The organism is Parafilimonas terrae (genome assembly GCF_900115755.1).
In the GTDB taxonomy this organism is placed as follows: domain Bacteria; phylum Bacteroidota; class Bacteroidia; order Chitinophagales; family Chitinophagaceae; genus Parafilimonas; species Parafilimonas terrae.
In genome coordinates this window covers 118,959-134,357 of the sequence record NZ_FOXQ01000013.1, presented here as the reverse complement: position 1 = coordinate 134,357, position 15,399 = coordinate 118,959, and the positions used below count along the sequence as shown (strand labels likewise).

Genomic DNA, 15,399 nt, shown 5'->3' with positions numbered 1-15,399 from the left:
TATGGCAATGATTAAACAAATATTATTTCCTGCCATACACTTTCTTCCCATCAATATAGGTAGCTACCACTTTTGTATTTAAAGCCTCTGTAAGATTGGCTTTCATCAGGTCTTTATCCAGTATAATAAAATCTGCTTTTTTACCAGCTTCAATACTGCCAATTTCTTTTTCCAGGAACTCTGCTTTGGCTGCCCAAATGGTCATGCCGCGAATAGCTTCTTCACGGCTTAATGCATTTTCCATTTGAAAACCACCGGCAGGAAAACCCTTTGCATCCTGCCTGAAAACCGCTGCTACAAAGGTTTTGAAGGGACTTATATCTTCTACAGGAAAATCTGTGCCTAAAGGCAGCCATCCATTTTGCTGCAGTAATTGTTTGAATGCATAACCGCCTTTCAAACGTTCTGTGCCAATACGGTCTGCTGCCCAATACATATCGCTTGTTGCGTGCGTTGGCTGCACCGATGGAATAACAGATGTTTTTCCAAACAATTTAAAATCTTCAGGATTGATGATCTGTGCATGTTCTATGCGCCAGCGTTTATCATTTTTGCCTTGCAGGTATTTGTTATATATCTTCAGTATTTCGCGATTGCCACTGTCGCCAATAGCATGCGTGCACACCTGGAAATCAGTTTTTGAAAGCAGCGATGCCACCGAATCATAATGTGAAGCACTGTTTATCATAAAACCATACCATCCCGGTTTATCATTATAAGGTTTTAATAAACAGGCGCCGCGGCTGCCAAGCGCACCATCAGCATATAATTTAAAACCTTTTATAAACAGCTTGCCTGTTTTATATGGGCCTTTGGTTAAATAAGCATCATAGTTTTGTTTATCATCACTCAGTAAAACATATATGCGCATATCAAGCTTGCCTTCTCTTTGCAGCGTATCTATCATGTTGGCGGCAACATAGTTTATACCGCAATCGCTCACCGTTGTAAGCCCTTGTGCAAAACAATTTTGCTGGGCTGATTGCAACCATTTTTGAAATTGTTCTTTTGATGGATCAGGCACTTTTTCATAAACAGCATTCATTGCATTATCGATCAATACACCTGTGAGCACACCATTCTTTGTTTCAATTGAGCCGCCACTAATGGTTTGACCGGCCTTTATACTTGCTAATTCAAGCGCCTTAGCATTGGCTAAAACTGCATGCCCGTCTATGCGTTCCAGCAAAACAGGCGTATTGGGGAAGAGCGTATTCAACTGTTCATTGGTTGGGAAAGCTTTGCCCGGGAATTTATTCTGATCCCAGCCATGCCCACGTATCCATGCTTCGCCTGGATGCGCCTGTATAAATTTTTGTATGCGGCTTATAACTTCATCCATGCTTTTGGAATCAAAAAGATCAACAGCATATAAAGATTCTCCATAACCAATGAAGTGCGAATGTGCATCATTAAAACCAGGGTAAACTGACTGGCCATTTGCATTTATTGTATCGGTTGCCGTATAATTTTCCAGGATATTATTATCGCTGCCTGTGGCTATAATTTTGCCGTCTTTCACAGCAAAGGCGGCCACTGTGCTGAATGTGCTGTCAACAGTATAAACCTGCCCGTTATAAACAATAAGATCAACTTTTTTTTTGGAAGAACAGGCCGTAAAAATGATAACGGCTAACACTGCTGAAACTATATTTTTCATAAAACTGGTTATACTTTATTGTACATGCATAGATACAATATTAACAGGAAAATTGGGTGTCATGCAACATTCAACATAAACTCTATTAGCATAACAGTCTATTAAAAATCTGCTTTATCTTGCCATTTCTAAAGCTATACATTGAGCAAGAAATTTTTTGTATTCCTGCTGCTGGCCTTGTTACATTGTTTGTTCGCATGTAAATTATACGCGCAGCAATCTGCACCTGATACGGTAAAAACAGGTATTTATGTAACGAGCATTCATGATATAGATTTTAAAGAACAGGAATATACAGTTGACTTCTGGTTATGGCTGAAATATAAAAATCCTGGTTTTGATTTTTCGCATAACCTTGAAATACCGCTGGCAAAAACAGTTGATAAATATTTTGAAACGATTGATACAAGCGATGGCCAGGTTTCAATGCTAATGAAGCTGCAATGCGTAATGAAGGATTCGTGGCGTATAACCAACTTTCCTTTTGATAAACAAACATTGAGGCTTTCAATTGAAAATTCTCAATACGATTCGAAAGCGCTGGTATTTTTACCTGATACAATGGGCAGGCATTTTGATCCGCGTTTCACTTTGCCTAACTGGACGATAGATACATTCCGCGTAACGGTTGCCACCAAAGCTTATGAAACCACTTTTGGCGATGAAAGTCTTTCAACACCGCACACAGAATATAGTTCTTTCAGGGTGAGGGTAAGCATTGAGCGCAACGCAATAGGCTTATTCTGGAAATTGTTCATAGGCATGTATGTAGCTTTTCTTATTGCCTATGTGTGTTTTTATATTCATGCCGATAGCATTGATTCTCGTTTTAGTTTAAGCGTGGGTGCTTTATTTGCAGTAATCGGTAATAAATACATTGTAGATGCATCTTTACCTGAAAGCCTTACGTTTACCCTGGTTGATACATTGCATGGCATTACTTTGTTATTTATACTTTGTGTGGTTGCGGCAAATACATGGTCGCTGCAGCTTTTGAAACAAAACAAACGGATATATGATTCTAACAAATTTGATATGATTGTTGCACAGGTGTTGCTCTTATTATATATAGGATTGAATGTTTATTTTATCAGCCGGGCAATGCATGGCAATTAATGATTAGCGCTGCTGCAGCTTCTTTGCTTTTCGAAGTGTAAAATTTCTTGAAATATTAAAACCGAAATGAATGTCGCCCTTTTTCCACCTGCCGGGGTTTTCTGCAATAAAAGCTCTTTCCGTCATGCCGGTAGAATTGCTTAAATGCACCTGGAATACATGGCCCGCAGTTTCAATTTCGTAACCAATGGAAAACGTATTGTAGGTGCCGGGGAATTTAGTGCCGGGCAGCACATAATAATATTCAACGCTTATTCCCGACCTCTTTGTTACCCTGAGTTTCGCACCTGCGCCTATTGCAAAAATATCATTGGGATTAAAGCTGCTGTCAACAAGGTTTTCGTGTATCAGCGAAGGCATTAACTGGAATGAAAAACCCGGCGTAAATTTTCTTGCAATTAAAACCTGGTATGCATAAGACAGTTTATCCTGCGTATTTAATTTGGCATCCGTTTTCTTTTCTGCTTTAAGCAATGCCGTATCTGTTTGCAGCATGGCAGAAGTAAACAATGTAACAGAAAGCGGCATGCCTTTATTGCCTTCGGCCTGGCGCAGTAGCCTGTATTTCAGAAAAAGATCGTATTGTTTTTCGAATGAACTTCTTCCGCCGCCCACCGTAAGCCTGTTGGTGAGGCCATAATCCATACCTATGCGAATGTTGGCAAGATCCAAACCAAATAAGTTGTAAAACCCATCATTCAACTGGCCGAAGCGATGTGATATTTTTAAATCGAGCACGCCGGCCTGTGTTGTTTCAACAGTATGCCCGTCAATTAATCTTGTTGTCATAAAAGTAGCTTCTGCACGCTGTATTTTACCGGTATCTTTTACCTGCGTTTGCACATCAAGCATTGAATCAAGATTTACGTTCTGGCTAAATGCATTCAGTGAAAAACAGGACGCTGTTATTAAAAATAACCATGCAGGTTTTTGCATTGTAAATTTGTTTTGATTAGTTATGGAGAATTATAACAGGCTTATTGCTTTATTGAACCTCATACACACAGTTCACTGTTATTTGAATTTCTTCTGCAATTTTTTTCTGAACAAAAGATTCGCCTATCACATTATAATCTTTCCGTTTCACAGTGAATGTTGCTGTTGCTGTTGGTTTGCCGTTTTTAATTATGATGGTGCCTTTTGCCGTAACGGGTTTTGTTACATCGCGAATGGTAAGATTGCCGCTTACTGTAACGGCATAGCTTCCATCTTTTGAAAAATCAACTGCAGCTATATTATCAATCTTTCCATCAAACCCTGCTTTTGGATATTTTGAAGACGCCATGTAATCATCCGTATTAAAATGTTCTTCCATTGATGTTTTAGCAAAATGAAAACTTTTAACTGCAACCTTAAATTGAATACTGCTTGTTGCAATATTCAGAACACTTACAGCTTCATTGTTTTGCGCTTTTATATCTTCAAGCGGTGTGTGAGAATAGAATGAAATATTACCATTACGCGTTAAGTAAGTTTGATTGAAAGCCGTGAGCCCAAAAGAAAAAACAAAACACGTTAAAGCTGTTATTTTTTTCATGCCATTGATTTTATGATCAGTTATCAGGGGCGCCTGCATTCACCCAGGCTGTAATTTTATTTATGTCGCAATCAGATAATTTGGCACCGTCCTTCGGCATTTCCGGTGCGCCGCCTTTATGCATTACGGCTGACAGCAAAGTGCCATACGTAAAATTTCCATCAAGCGCTAACCCGGATATGGTTGCATAGTCATACAAATCAAATCCTGTTATAGCAGCGCCATCGTGGCATGATTTGCAATGCCCGTCGAGTATGGCTTTTATTTCAACACTGTAGCGCATATTTACAGTATCACAAGTGTTGCCGGGTTGGCCCGGGTAGTCAACATCTGCCTTGTTATGAGAGCAGCCTTGTACAATTAATGCACTGGCTATAATGCATGCGCATGCAATAGCATTTCTTTTATTCATTGATAACTTTTTAAATTGTAGAAAAAGATTTGATATGTTGGAACGCCTATTTAATTAATATGCCTTCATTCAATATAACATCACTTAAATAACCTGTACAAATGCCTTTGAATGTTATGGTGCTTCCTTTATTAATAGCTTTCGGCGGTTGTTTAAATGTACAGTTCACGCCAAATACAATATCGGATGATTGCAGGTAAACAACAGTTTCACCTGCCTGGTTTTTCTTTATATTATTTACTATGCCGGTAACCTCGATGGCTTTGTTTAGAAAGCTTGCATTGGCTGCCTGCTCATCATGCGCGAATGAATCATAAAGCGCTGTTGCTGTAATTTTAATTGCTCTTTCATTAGCAACATTTCTTGCTGGTTTATTCCAGATATAATAAGCATAACCTATACCTGTCAATATGCTCAGTAAAATAATTGCAATAAGAATTTTTTTCCAGTGCTTCATATAGCATCGCCTGTTTTCTTTATTGAATAAAGTATAACAGGCATAGAAAGAATTAGGTTGCCATTGCTGATAAAAAAATTAATTGAAAAAAATTGAATAATAAAGCAGGTTTAAAAGTTGAAGAAGTTTAATCAGGCCCGCCCCGCAACGCAGTCTGGCCGAAGCACGGAAGATCATTAATACGCGCTTCCAAATCATTCATCAGACCGGCTTCGCCGTGCCGATAAATATATAAAGTGTATAGCCTCATCTTTTCATCAGTGGCGAATAATTCTTTATTTACTTTTCCATTTCCATTCAAGCATTTTTATAAAATAACCGCCAACAACACTGCGTGCCTGGAAGCCAACCTGTTTACCAGTTGTAGTTTCGTGCCAGTCGCTTAATGGAACATGGGTTGGTGTTTGTGTTGCATATAAATAAACAGGATTGATTAAAGCTTCAAAATTATTTTGGGAAGAAGCCAGCGTTGCAGTCCATAAAATCCAATCGCTTTTTGTATAAGTCTTTCGGCTGTCTAAAGGAAGGCCGAATTTGTTTTGATGTGCGAGGTAATAATTGATCTCTTTATCATAAACGGCTTGCGGAAAAAGATTAAGATGAAATAATTTATCCCAAACCATATTGTATTTCTGGCTCCATGTGTTTTTTGCGCCGAATGCAAGTGAATAATGATCATTATCATCTGCCAGGTTAAGCCATTGCGATGCATAGTTATGCGCAACAGAATCATAGTATGCGGCGGCTGATTTATCATTCATCATCTTTGCCATCATCGCATACGATGCAATGCCGACAATTGCTTTAACGGAGAGGTTGGCATTGCGTGCAAGGTGGCCTGCAAAATCATCGGTGCACAATTGATTTTTAGGATCTAAACCATCATTCACCAAATACTTAACCCATTTTGATAAACTCTGCCAATGTTTGGCGGCATAATTTGTATTGCCTTCTGCTTTTGTAACAGCAGCCGTGAGAATAATCATGTTACCGGCTTCTTCAACCGGCATATCTTCCCCATAAGTTTGCCCGTTTGCCAAAGGGTAAGTGCCTATATCATGTGCAGGAAAATCTTTTGACCATTTACCACTTTTGCTGTAATCAAAAATACCATTCAGCATGCCTTTTAATAATGCAGGATTATATACCAGTGATAAAGGTGCAGACGGATAAGTTACATCAACCGTAAATATGGAACCATTACTGAAATTTTCTTTTTGTGGAAACAACAATTCATCGCCCGGCCCGCGAACCAATTTGTGTGCAGCCAGCGATTGCCTGTAAGCCATCACGCAAAGTTTGGAATATGTTTCGCCACCTGCCTGCACTGCGTCTGTATATAATTTATTATCGAAAGAATCGCATGCAGATTGTATGGCAGGATACTGTTGTGCTGAGGTTTCCAGAAGGTCATCCATTGTTTTATAATTCTTTTTCCACCAGGCTTCAAGGTTTTGATTAAAATATTGAATGGAATAAATATCATCATATCCAAGCATTACCACTGCGCGGTTGCTGTTATCATTCATACCCGTAAAAAGCGAAATATTGGCTGCAAGCAGAATGTCTTTATCAAGGGCACTGCTGTCATTATACAATGTTGTAAAAAATCCATTCCGTACATAATCTTTTACAATATTCGGAATAGATGTAAGCTTCATTTCATACTGCTTTTGTTTAGGCGTGGCGAGATAAACATTGCCCCAGTCAATTCTAATATCATCTCCCTTTTTTTGTAATACAGGCTGGGCTTCTGTGCCACACTTTAAAACATTTAAATTCTTTGTTTGATACGCCGTTGCTTTCATTATTTCCGTGCCGGTATTGCCTGCAATCGCACTGTTGGCACCAAATAAAATGTTTACATTATGAATGCCATTATCTTTTGCCGTTATGGCAAGCCGCACAAAGGAAACAGGCCGTGAAAGCAGGTTAATGTTGCTGGCAATTAAAGGCGATATAAAATCAACTTCAAGATTTATTGCCCCGCAACTGAATAAATATTTTGTTTGTGTGGCTGTAACGTTTACGGCTTCCTGTTTTGCCTGCAATATGCCTGGTGAAGTTGTTTTAGTAGCAAGCCCCGCGTCAAGCCAGGCCCCGCCGCCGGTGTTGGTACAATGTATTGCCAATAAATTCCTGCCCCGGCGCAATTTCTTTATAACAGGTTGTGGCAATTCATATTCAGTATAGCCGCTGTTAACGTTTGTGCATTCAAAAGCTTTTTCACCATTTATATAAACTTCCGCATCATCATCGTTTTTCAGGTATAAAAACAAATGGCTGATGTTTGTATCAAATACATCAAAATTGCGGCGCACCCATATTTCTTTTGTATTCCATTGTGTAGATGGATTGCCGGATTTGGCGCCAAACGGAAAAGTAGCCGGCGTAAAACCATTATCGTTAAAATCTTCATTCATCCATCCATCAGCAGGCTTTTCTGTTGCATACTTTGCGGCATACACTTTTTCATTGCTAAGAGGAGATATCCATTGCAATGTTGACAACGATTCTCCGAGGAAATTATATACTTTTCCATCAACCCTTAACAGCCCGGTTAAAGCCTGCTCTTTTCCGGTCCAGTGTTTTGTATTTGATTGATTAAGCGTATCTGTAAAACTCCAGATGCTGAAATAAGGATCATGCGTTATGAGCGGGTAAGCCGGCATTTTGTTTACCTGGGCTGAAACGCCCGTTACAATAAACAATAAAACAAATTGCAGCAATAACATTCGCCTTATGAAATGCATGTTCTGAATAATTTTTGCTAAAGTATGTTTTCCCAAATAGTTTTTCCCCGATTGATAATAAGGAATTACTGCGTTAAATTTTTACAGCTTAAACTTGAAGAGCAAATTATTAAACGGGAATAAAAATTTTTTTTGAATTAGGTATTGGAAATACCAAATTGTTTTTTACGTTTGTTACAGCAACCTCATGATAACACTGTCTTCTTGAACTAACTTCAAGCAAACAGCTAACCGAAGATCTGGAATTAGATGCGTTTATAAAATCGAAAATCAATTGTATGATTGATAAAGCGCTTGATTTTATTTGTAAGCAGTTAAACACCTATCTGCTAACCAAACTGGAACCGGCTCCTCAAGATGATATAGCGATTATATTGTCTAATGTTTCGCAGTTGAATGAAACGCAGCCAAACAGTGGTGGTGAGGTTAATGATCCGCAGAATGCATTTTTAAGCCTTATTAATGTTGAAGAAGACCGCATAAGCAAATCGCCTGAAAATTTTGTCCGCTCGGTTGAAGGGGGCGTGATCTATAAAAATCCAAAGATTTTTCTTAACCTCTATATTTTGTTTGCCGTAAATCTTTCATCGTATTCAGAATCGTTAAAACGTTTGTCATTTATCATTCAGTTCTTTCAATACCAGAATGTTTTTACGCCGCTGAATTATCCATCTATCCCAAAAGGTACAGATCAGTTGATTGTTGACCTGGTAACACTTTCGTACCAGGATTTAAATAACCTGTGGGGCATATTAGGTTCAAGGTATTTGCCTTCTGTAATGTATAAAGTGCGCATGATTAATATAAATGAAGACTTTGCTTATGGCGACGCAGGGCTGATACAAAAGATTACGATTAACGACAAAAGCCTGCAACAATGATAAGTATTAATTATAGCTATTTTTTCAGGATAGAGTTGTTGCATAAATATTTTGCAAATAATCTCTGCAACGATTTCATCATTACGCCTTCTGCAGAAACACAGGCTGCTATTAAAGGCAATAAAATGCTTGCCAAACAATATGGCAATGCATTATATACCGCTTTGCAAACAGATGATGATAATAGGGCTTTTATGGTACCTTCTGATAAACTGCAGCTAACCTTTTTTATGCAATTAAACAGCGGGTTATTTTATAATTACACTAACCTGCCTTCCGTTTTTAAACCGGGAAAATTGTATTATTTCTCTAACAGGAATAATAATGCCGTTAATGGAAAGAAGTTTATTTCACAATCCGTACTCTATGATAACAATAAAGATTATGTGCCCGGAGATATTGCAATTGGCGGAGGAACCATTTATCAATGTATAAAGGGATGTAAAAATGTAACGCCATCAGGTGCCAACAATGCAAACTGGATGAAGATCGATAAAAACCAGTATGTTTCTGAACAGGATGCTGTTCAATGGATACCTTCTGTTTCAACCTATACATTTGAAACATTGCAGCCGGATGCTACTATAGATGCCTGGGCTTTCAATCTTGCTGATAATGCATTTTCAAATCATGTTATTTCAGAAAGCATCTCTTTTAAAGATCCCGTAAAACAATTTAAACTTGATCTTTCTACACTTGCTCCAGGTAAGTACAAGCTGAAAATCAATAGTAACGAACAGTTTATTTATATAAATGATGAGTTAAGTGCGAAACCCGTTTTTGGTGTAATTGAAATATTTAATGATAGCAGCATTGCCGCACCCTATCAATTATTGAATGGAAATATTTTAAACTCGCCGGTATATTCAATCAATTTTTTAAACAGGTCAACAATATGGAAGTATATCTTGAAGAATACTTCCAAAGGAAAAATAACGATAACGCCTGCCGGGTTTAATTTCCCGGCAACAGCATCGGATGTAATTATTTCGCAATCGCCAATTCCATTGAATGAAACGCCTTTGAATGTAAGTCTTGCCTTAACGGTTGTTGATAACGATAATGTGAATATAACAGTACCCGATGTGGCTTGCCCCTCACCATCGAGGCTAACCAGTTTTACCAACGGGCCGGATAAATATGCCTGTTCAGAAATTTTTTTAAATCACTAATCATAAACACTAAAATTTCTAATCTATGTCACAAATAAACGAAAGCGCCATTAAAACGCCGGGAGTTTATGTAAACGAAATTCCCTCGTTCCCGCCTTCCATAGCACAGGTTGCTACTGCCATACCTGCGTTTATAGGCTACACGCAAATTGCCCAGGACATGCGTGGAAATGATCTTACCAACAAACCAACACGCATTACTTCCATGCTGGAGTATGAGCTTTATTTTGGTAAAGCACAGCCGGAAACTAATATCGTTATCAATTATGATCAAACCACAGTTGGAAAAACCACTACCGACACTATTTCCATTGAGTTTGATGGCAACAAATCAAAACATAACATGCATTCGGCCGTTCGTTTCTTTTATGCAAATGGTGGTGGGCCATGTTATATTGTATCTGTAGGGCCTTATACTGATATAGACAGCGGTGGCCTTGAGCTTACTGATTTTTATGACCCCGGAACCGGCAATGGTTTAGAAGCGCTTGCCAAAGAAGATGAGCCTACTTTAATTGTTTTTCCCGAAGGGCAGAGCATGCCGGAAAACAGTTATTATTCTTTGCTTAACCAGGCGCTGGCGCAATGCGGAAGTTTGCAGGACAGGTTTTGCATAATGGATGTTTATGATACCGGTGAAACGCTGGTTACCAATAGTGATGTTACAACAGCTATTTCCAATTTCAGGAATGGTTTTGCTTCTGAAAATAATAACTATGGCGCCGTTTATTTTCCGAACCTGAAAACAACTTACGCTTATGATTATGACCCGGCTTCAACCACCGTCAATCATACGGTTGATGGCGCTGCAGGCCCGCTCGATGGCCATACACTTGCTGAAATAGGCACATTGCCTGCACCTTTATCTCCACCAGATTCGCCTCCTGCGCCGCCATCTTATTACAGCCTGAGTGCATACAATGCCATTAAACAGGCTTTGAGTTCACAGTTCCCTGTTGTATTACCACCATCGCCGGGCGTTGCAGGTGTATATGCTTCTGTTGACGCATCCCGCGGTGTATGGAAAGCACCGGCAAATGTTGGATTGAAAGATGTATTTGCCACAACATTCCAGGTTTCAGATGAAGTGCAGGGTGATATGAATATTGATGCTACTTCAGGCAAATCTGTGAATGCTATCCGTGCATTTACCGGCAAAGGCATTTTGGTTTGGGGCGCCCGTACCCTCGATGGTAACAGTAACGATTTCAGGTACATTTCTGTACGTCGTTTTTACATCATGGTGGAAGAATCGGCCAGGAAAGCAGCCAATGTTTTTGTATTTGAACCAAATGATGGCAACACCTGGGTTAAGGTACGCGCCATGATAGAAAATTATCTTACCAATTTATGGCGGCTCGGCGCTTTGGCTGGCTCAAAACCGGAACAGGCATTTTATGTAAAAGTAGGGCTTGGCCAAACCATGACATTCGATGATATTCTTAATGGCCGCATGATTGTGGAAATAGGCATGGCGCCGGTTCGTCCTGCAGAATTTATCATACTCCGTTTTTCACAAATACAACAACAGGCTTAATTAATAATTATTAACCGGAATCAAAATTTTCATCTCAAATAAAAATTAATCTATGGCAAACTATCCACTGCCCAAATTTCATTTCCAGGTTGAATGGGGCGGAACCAAAATAGGATTTACCGATGTGAGCGGGCTTGATATAACCAATGATATTATTGAGTACCGCGACGGTGCAAGTCCTGAATACCACAAAATAAAAATGCCGGGCCAACGCAAGTTCAGCAATCTTGTTTTAAAGCGTGGCATCTTTAAATCAGACAATGAATTTTACAACTGGTTCAATACGATCAACATGAATACGGTTGAACGCCGCGACATAACAATAAGCCTGCTGGACGAAACACTTAACCCCGTAATAGTGTGGAAGGTTAAGAATGCATGGCCAACAAAAGTTACATCAACCGACCTTAAGGCTGATGGCAATGATGTTGCGATTGAACAACTGGATCTTGCACACGAAGGGTTAACCATTCAAAACGATTAATGCATGTTTGAATATCCTTTTGTTGGGTTTCACTTTTTGGTGGTATTTGAAATTTTTCCACAGGTGCCAAACGATTTTCGTTTCCAGGAAGTAACAGGTTTAACGGTTGACGTAAACCTTGATACTTATAACGAAGGTGGCGAAAACAGGTTTGTGCACCGTCTTCCCGGCAGAACAAAATATGCTGACCTTGTTCTGAAACGCGGAATGACGCTTGTTTCAGGCGTTACAGCCTGGTGCATTGATGCTATTCAGAATTTCAATTACCAGCCAACAAACATGTTGATATCGCTTTTAAATGAAGATCACCTGCCGGTTTCATCGTGGTACATTAAAAATGCAATTCCTATCAAGTATGATATTTCGGGTTTTAATGCAGAACAAAATCATATCGTAATTGAATCGCTAACCTTGCGGTATGAATATTACACTACGCTTAATCTTTCAGCAGCCGTAACAGCAGGCATCAGCGCTGTTGGCGATTTGCTTGGTGGTGGCAGTGCAAGTGTAAGCATATCTGTACCATGATAGTTTGTGCAGGAATTTTATAACGTATAACCTTCAGGCATGCCTATTGAAATTCGCGAACTGCAAATTAAAGTTGCCGTTCAGCAAACGCCTCCTTCACAACAGGGAACAAGCAATGCTTCTTCTTCGGCAGCAGATAACGATGCTATTGTAGCTGCCTGTGTAGAACAGGTGCTTGAAATTTTAGAACGAAAAAATGAACGCTGATGAGCCTTGGCCAGTTACAGAAAATGACGCTTGTTGCTTATACAGATAACACTTTTCAAAAAAAAGTGCGTGAGCTGCCTCCTTACGAGGTTTTAATAAACCCCGAAAGCTATACGATAACGTATGGCACGGCCAGCTCAGATCAAACGGCACAAGGCAGCAGTGAAACGCAAAGTGCATTCCGCAACAGGCTGGCGCAAACATTAAGCTTTAAATTTTTGTTTGATGGCACAGGCGTTATTAAAAAAGATGAAGGCTTTTTATCAGGCCTTGCATCCGGCCTGGCCATACCCGGCCTAAATGCCAATCCGCCTGATGTTGCGCAAATGTTGTCTGATTTTAAGAAGGTGGTGTACGATTATAACAGTGAAACGCACGAACCGCCTTACGTGCAACTGCAATGGGGCTTACTGCTGTATAACTGCAAGCTGAAAACAATGACCATCAATTTTAAGTTGTTTAAACCTGATGGCTCACCATTGCGCGCTGAAGCAGATTGCAGTTTTGAAGGCGTTATTGACGAAAAGAAACTGGCCGGAATTGAAAACAGGCAATCGCCCGATCTTACGCATATAAGAACCGTGCAGGAGGGCGATACTTTATCGCTCATGTGTTATCGTGAATACGGCGACAGCAAATATTACTACCAGGTTGCACAGTTTAATAATCTTATTGATTTTAAAAATTTAAGAACGGGAGCGAAGTTATTATTCCCGCCATTAGCCAATAATTAAGTAATGCTTTTAAGCCAATCATTGCCGGGTACACAGCAAACAGATCTCGTAACTTTTACGCTGAAAGTTAACGGCGCTCCTTTAAGCACACAGTACCAGGTTGCATCCATTTCTGTATCGAAGGAAGTGAATAAAATTCCCTGGGCAAAGCTGGTGATATTTGATGGCAATGCTGCTCAGCAGGATTTTGCCGTAAGCAATGAAGCCACCTTTATTCCAGGTACGGAAATAGAGATTACAGCGGGCTATCATTCAGATGAAACATCTATATATAAAGGCATTATTCTTAAACATAGTTTGAAGATACGCAATGACCGCTCACCGGTATTGATGCTGGAATGCCGTGATAAAGCTGTTGCTATGACGGTGGCAAGAAAGAACAAATATTTTAATGATACAACCGACAGTGATGCGGTTGAAACAATTGCCGGTACTTACCAGCTTGATACAGATATTGAATCAACCAGCGTGCAGCATGAAGCCATTGTTCAATACAATTGTACGGATTGGGATTTTATTGTATCGCGCATGGAAGCAAATGGTAAGCTGTGTTTTATTGACGGCGGAAAGCTAACAACAAAAAAGCCTGACTTTACTTCAGCAACCGTGCTCGATGCTGTATTTGGCGCCACGATGTTTGAGTTTGATGCCGATCTTGATGCACGTAATCAATACCAGAGCCTTAAAGCAAAAACATGGGATTATTCAAACCAGGCCGTAACGTCTGTTGATGCGGCAGAGCCCGGTTTTGAAGAAAACGGAAATATTCCAAGCAGCGACCTTGGCAATGTTTTAAAGATTGCTGAATATGATTTATTTTCTGGAGAAGATATTACGGAAACAGAACTGCAAAGCCTTGCTGACGGGCGTTTGCTCAAAGCCCGCATGTCGCGCCTGAGAGGCCGTGTACGTTTCAGGGGATATGGGCAAATAAATCCCGGGGATCTTATAAACATTGGTGGGGTGGGAGAGCGCTTTAACGGTAAAGTATTTGTTTCGGGCGTGCGCCAGGAAATAGTAAATGGTGTGTGGACAACCGATGTTCAGTTTGGCTTAACCAACGAACCTTTTACCAACCAGCCTGAAGTAAATGCACCACCCGCAGCGAATATGTTGCCTGCTATACAGGGTTTGCAGATTGGCGTTGTGACCGATCTTGAAAATGATCCCAACAGCCAGGACAGGATCCGTGTTCGCCTGCCGATTATTGATGCCAGTGAAGATGGTGTGTGGAGCAGGGTTGCCTGTTTGGATGCAGGCAATAACCGCGGCACTTTCTTCAGGCCCGAAATAGGCGATGAGGTGATTGTTGGTTTCTTGAATAACGATCCGCGTAATCCTGTTGTGCTGGGCATGGTGAACAGCAGTTCAAAACCGGCGCCGCTACAGGCTGCCAATGCCAACAACGAAAAAGGATATGTATCACGCAGCGGCATGAAAATGATATTTAATGATGATGAGAAATCACTAAAGATAGAAACGCCTGCCGGTAAAAAAATTACTATAAGCGAGTCTGATAATATAATGAAGTTTGAAGACGAGAATGGCAATAAAATTTCAATGGAGCCAACTGCTGTGAGTGTTGAAAGTGCAGCTAATATGAGCCTGAAAGCAGGCGGTGATCTAAAGATTGAAGCTGTAAATATAACGCTTGTGCCTTCTGCTAATTTTTCGATGAGCGCTGGTGGCGCATCGCTTAGTGCAGGCAGCGGCAGCGCTAAAATGTCGGCGCCATCCGTTACTGTTGAAGGCTCAGGCACAACAACGATAAAAGGTGGCGTGGTGATGATTAATTAGCAAGTGTTCACGGGTTCACAAGTTCTTTAAATGAATATTGATTATTGTGTATTGTTTATTGAATATTTTAAATACTCAATATTCAATTTTCAATAAGCAATGCTCAATGAAGAAACTTATTGCT

15 protein-coding genes are annotated in these 15,399 nt (G+C 40.0%); 9 read left to right on the top strand and 6 right to left on the bottom strand.

Annotation, left to right across the window (positions count from 1 at the left end; translation table 11 throughout):
• Positions 1-22: 22 nt before the first annotated feature.
• On the bottom strand, positions 23-1,660 hold the full coding sequence (locus tag BM015_RS17950; RefSeq protein WP_090661978.1) for an amidohydrolase: 1,638 nt from the start codon (positions 1,658-1,660) through the stop codon (positions 23-25).
• 141 nt (positions 1,661-1,801) lie between these two features.
• Here BM015_RS17950 and BM015_RS17945 point away from each other — a divergent pair, with 141 nt between their 5' ends.
• On the top strand, positions 1,802-2,776 hold the full coding sequence (locus tag BM015_RS17945; RefSeq protein ID WP_090661975.1) for a ligand-gated ion channel: 975 nt from the start codon (positions 1,802-1,804) through the stop codon (positions 2,774-2,776).
• A gap of 3 nt (positions 2,777-2,779) precedes the next feature.
• Here the strand turns inward: BM015_RS17945 and BM015_RS17940 are convergent, their stop codons facing one another.
• From BM015_RS17940 to BM015_RS17920, 5 genes are all read right to left on the bottom strand, one after another.
• Positions 2,780-3,712 carry a DUF5777 family beta-barrel protein gene (locus BM015_RS17940; protein ID WP_090661972.1) on the bottom strand — a complete coding sequence of 311 codons (933 nt, stop codon included), beginning with the start codon at positions 3,710-3,712 and terminating at the stop codon, positions 2,780-2,782.
• A gap of 49 nt (positions 3,713-3,761) precedes the next feature.
• Entirely contained in the window at positions 3,762-4,313 is a 552-nt protein-coding gene (locus tag BM015_RS17935; protein ID WP_177191954.1) for a YceI family protein, read from the bottom strand.
• A 16-nt stretch (positions 4,314-4,329) separates the two neighbouring features.
• Entirely contained in the window at positions 4,330-4,725 is a 396-nt protein-coding gene (locus BM015_RS17930; RefSeq protein ID WP_090661967.1) for a hypothetical protein, read from the bottom strand.
• 46 nt (positions 4,726-4,771) lie between these two features.
• Positions 4,772-5,182: an OB-fold protein gene (locus BM015_RS17925; RefSeq protein WP_090661965.1), complete on the bottom strand. Its 411-nt coding sequence runs from the start codon at positions 5,180-5,182 to the stop codon at positions 4,772-4,774.
• Between the two features lie 275 nt (positions 5,183-5,457).
• Positions 5,458-7,935, bottom strand: coding sequence for a glutaminase domain-containing protein (locus BM015_RS17920; protein ID WP_245751478.1), 2,478 nt, complete (start codon positions 7,933-7,935; stop codon positions 5,458-5,460).
• A gap of 278 nt (positions 7,936-8,213) precedes the next feature.
• On the opposite strand from BM015_RS17920, the gene BM015_RS17915 reads away from it, so the two are divergent.
• Genes BM015_RS17915 through vgrG form a run of 8 tightly spaced genes read left to right on the top strand, consistent with a single transcriptional unit; the run spans position 8,214 to position 15,275 of the window.
• Entirely contained in the window at positions 8,214-8,816 is a 603-nt protein-coding gene (locus tag BM015_RS17915) for a Pvc16 family protein (RefSeq protein WP_090661959.1), read from the top strand.
• Entirely contained in the window at positions 8,813-9,988 is a 1,176-nt protein-coding gene (locus BM015_RS17910; RefSeq protein WP_090661955.1) for a hypothetical protein, read from the top strand. The genes BM015_RS17915 and BM015_RS17910 overlap by 4 nt, the downstream gene beginning before the upstream one ends.
• Positions 9,989-10,013: 25 nt before the next feature.
• Positions 10,014-11,525, top strand: coding sequence for a phage tail sheath family protein (locus BM015_RS17905; RefSeq protein WP_090661952.1), 1,512 nt, complete (start codon positions 10,014-10,016; stop codon positions 11,523-11,525).
• A 52-nt stretch (positions 11,526-11,577) separates the two neighbouring features.
• Positions 11,578-12,009: a phage tail protein gene (locus BM015_RS17900; protein ID WP_090661950.1), complete on the top strand. Its 432-nt coding sequence runs from the start codon at positions 11,578-11,580 to the stop codon at positions 12,007-12,009.
• Positions 12,010-12,012: 3 nt separating this feature from the next.
• Entirely contained in the window at positions 12,013-12,537 is a 525-nt protein-coding gene (locus BM015_RS17895; protein ID WP_090661947.1) for a phage tail protein, read from the top strand.
• A 39-nt stretch (positions 12,538-12,576) separates the two neighbouring features.
• On the top strand, positions 12,577-12,744 hold the full coding sequence (locus BM015_RS21620) for a DUF5908 family protein (RefSeq protein ID WP_177191953.1): 168 nt from the start codon (positions 12,577-12,579) through the stop codon (positions 12,742-12,744).
• Positions 12,744-13,478 carry a CIS tube protein gene (locus tag BM015_RS17890; RefSeq protein WP_090661944.1) on the top strand — a complete coding sequence of 245 codons (735 nt, stop codon included), beginning with the start codon at positions 12,744-12,746 and terminating at the stop codon, positions 13,476-13,478. Before BM015_RS21620 ends, BM015_RS17890 begins: the two co-directional genes overlap by 1 nt.
• Before the next feature lie 3 nt (positions 13,479-13,481).
• Positions 13,482-15,275, top strand: coding sequence for a type VI secretion system tip protein VgrG (gene vgrG / locus BM015_RS17885; RefSeq protein ID WP_090661940.1), 1,794 nt, complete (start codon positions 13,482-13,484; stop codon positions 15,273-15,275).
• Positions 15,276-15,399: the final 124 nt, after the last annotated feature.

What these genes read in the sequence shown, in the direction of transcription:
- BM015_RS17950 (WP_090661978.1), bottom strand. Translation starts at nt 1,660, where the DNA reads ATGAAAAATATAGTTTCAGCAGTGTTAGCCGTTATCATTTTTACGGCC.
- BM015_RS17940 (WP_090661972.1), bottom strand. Translation starts at nt 3,712, where the DNA reads ATGCAAAAACCTGCATGGTTATTTTTAATAACAGCGTCCTGTTTTTCA.
- BM015_RS17935 (WP_177191954.1), bottom strand. Translation starts at nt 4,313, where the DNA reads ATGAAAAAAATAACAGCTTTAACGTGTTTTGTTTTTTCTTTTGGGCTC.
- BM015_RS17930 (WP_090661967.1), bottom strand. Translation starts at nt 4,725, where the DNA reads ATGAATAAAAGAAATGCTATTGCATGCGCATGCATTATAGCCAGTGCA.
- BM015_RS17925 (WP_090661965.1), bottom strand. Translation starts at nt 5,182, where the DNA reads ATGAAGCACTGGAAAAAAATTCTTATTGCAATTATTTTACTGAGCATA.
- BM015_RS17920 (WP_245751478.1), bottom strand. Translation starts at nt 7,935, where the DNA reads ATGCATTTCATAAGGCGAATGTTATTGCTGCAATTTGTTTTATTGTTT.
- BM015_RS17915 (WP_090661959.1), top strand. Translation starts at nt 8,214, where the DNA reads ATGATTGATAAAGCGCTTGATTTTATTTGTAAGCAGTTAAACACCTAT.
- BM015_RS17910 (WP_090661955.1), top strand. Translation starts at nt 8,813, where the DNA reads ATGATAAGTATTAATTATAGCTATTTTTTCAGGATAGAGTTGTTGCAT.
- BM015_RS17905 (WP_090661952.1), top strand. Translation starts at nt 10,014, where the DNA reads ATGTCACAAATAAACGAAAGCGCCATTAAAACGCCGGGAGTTTATGTA.
- BM015_RS17900 (WP_090661950.1), top strand. Translation starts at nt 11,578, where the DNA reads ATGGCAAACTATCCACTGCCCAAATTTCATTTCCAGGTTGAATGGGGC.
- BM015_RS17895 (WP_090661947.1), top strand. Translation starts at nt 12,013, where the DNA reads ATGTTTGAATATCCTTTTGTTGGGTTTCACTTTTTGGTGGTATTTGAA.
- BM015_RS21620 (WP_177191953.1), top strand. Translation starts at nt 12,577, where the DNA reads ATGCCTATTGAAATTCGCGAACTGCAAATTAAAGTTGCCGTTCAGCAA.
- BM015_RS17890 (WP_090661944.1), top strand. Translation starts at nt 12,744, where the DNA reads ATGAGCCTTGGCCAGTTACAGAAAATGACGCTTGTTGCTTATACAGAT.
- vgrG (WP_090661940.1), top strand. Translation starts at nt 13,482, where the DNA reads ATGCTTTTAAGCCAATCATTGCCGGGTACACAGCAAACAGATCTCGTA.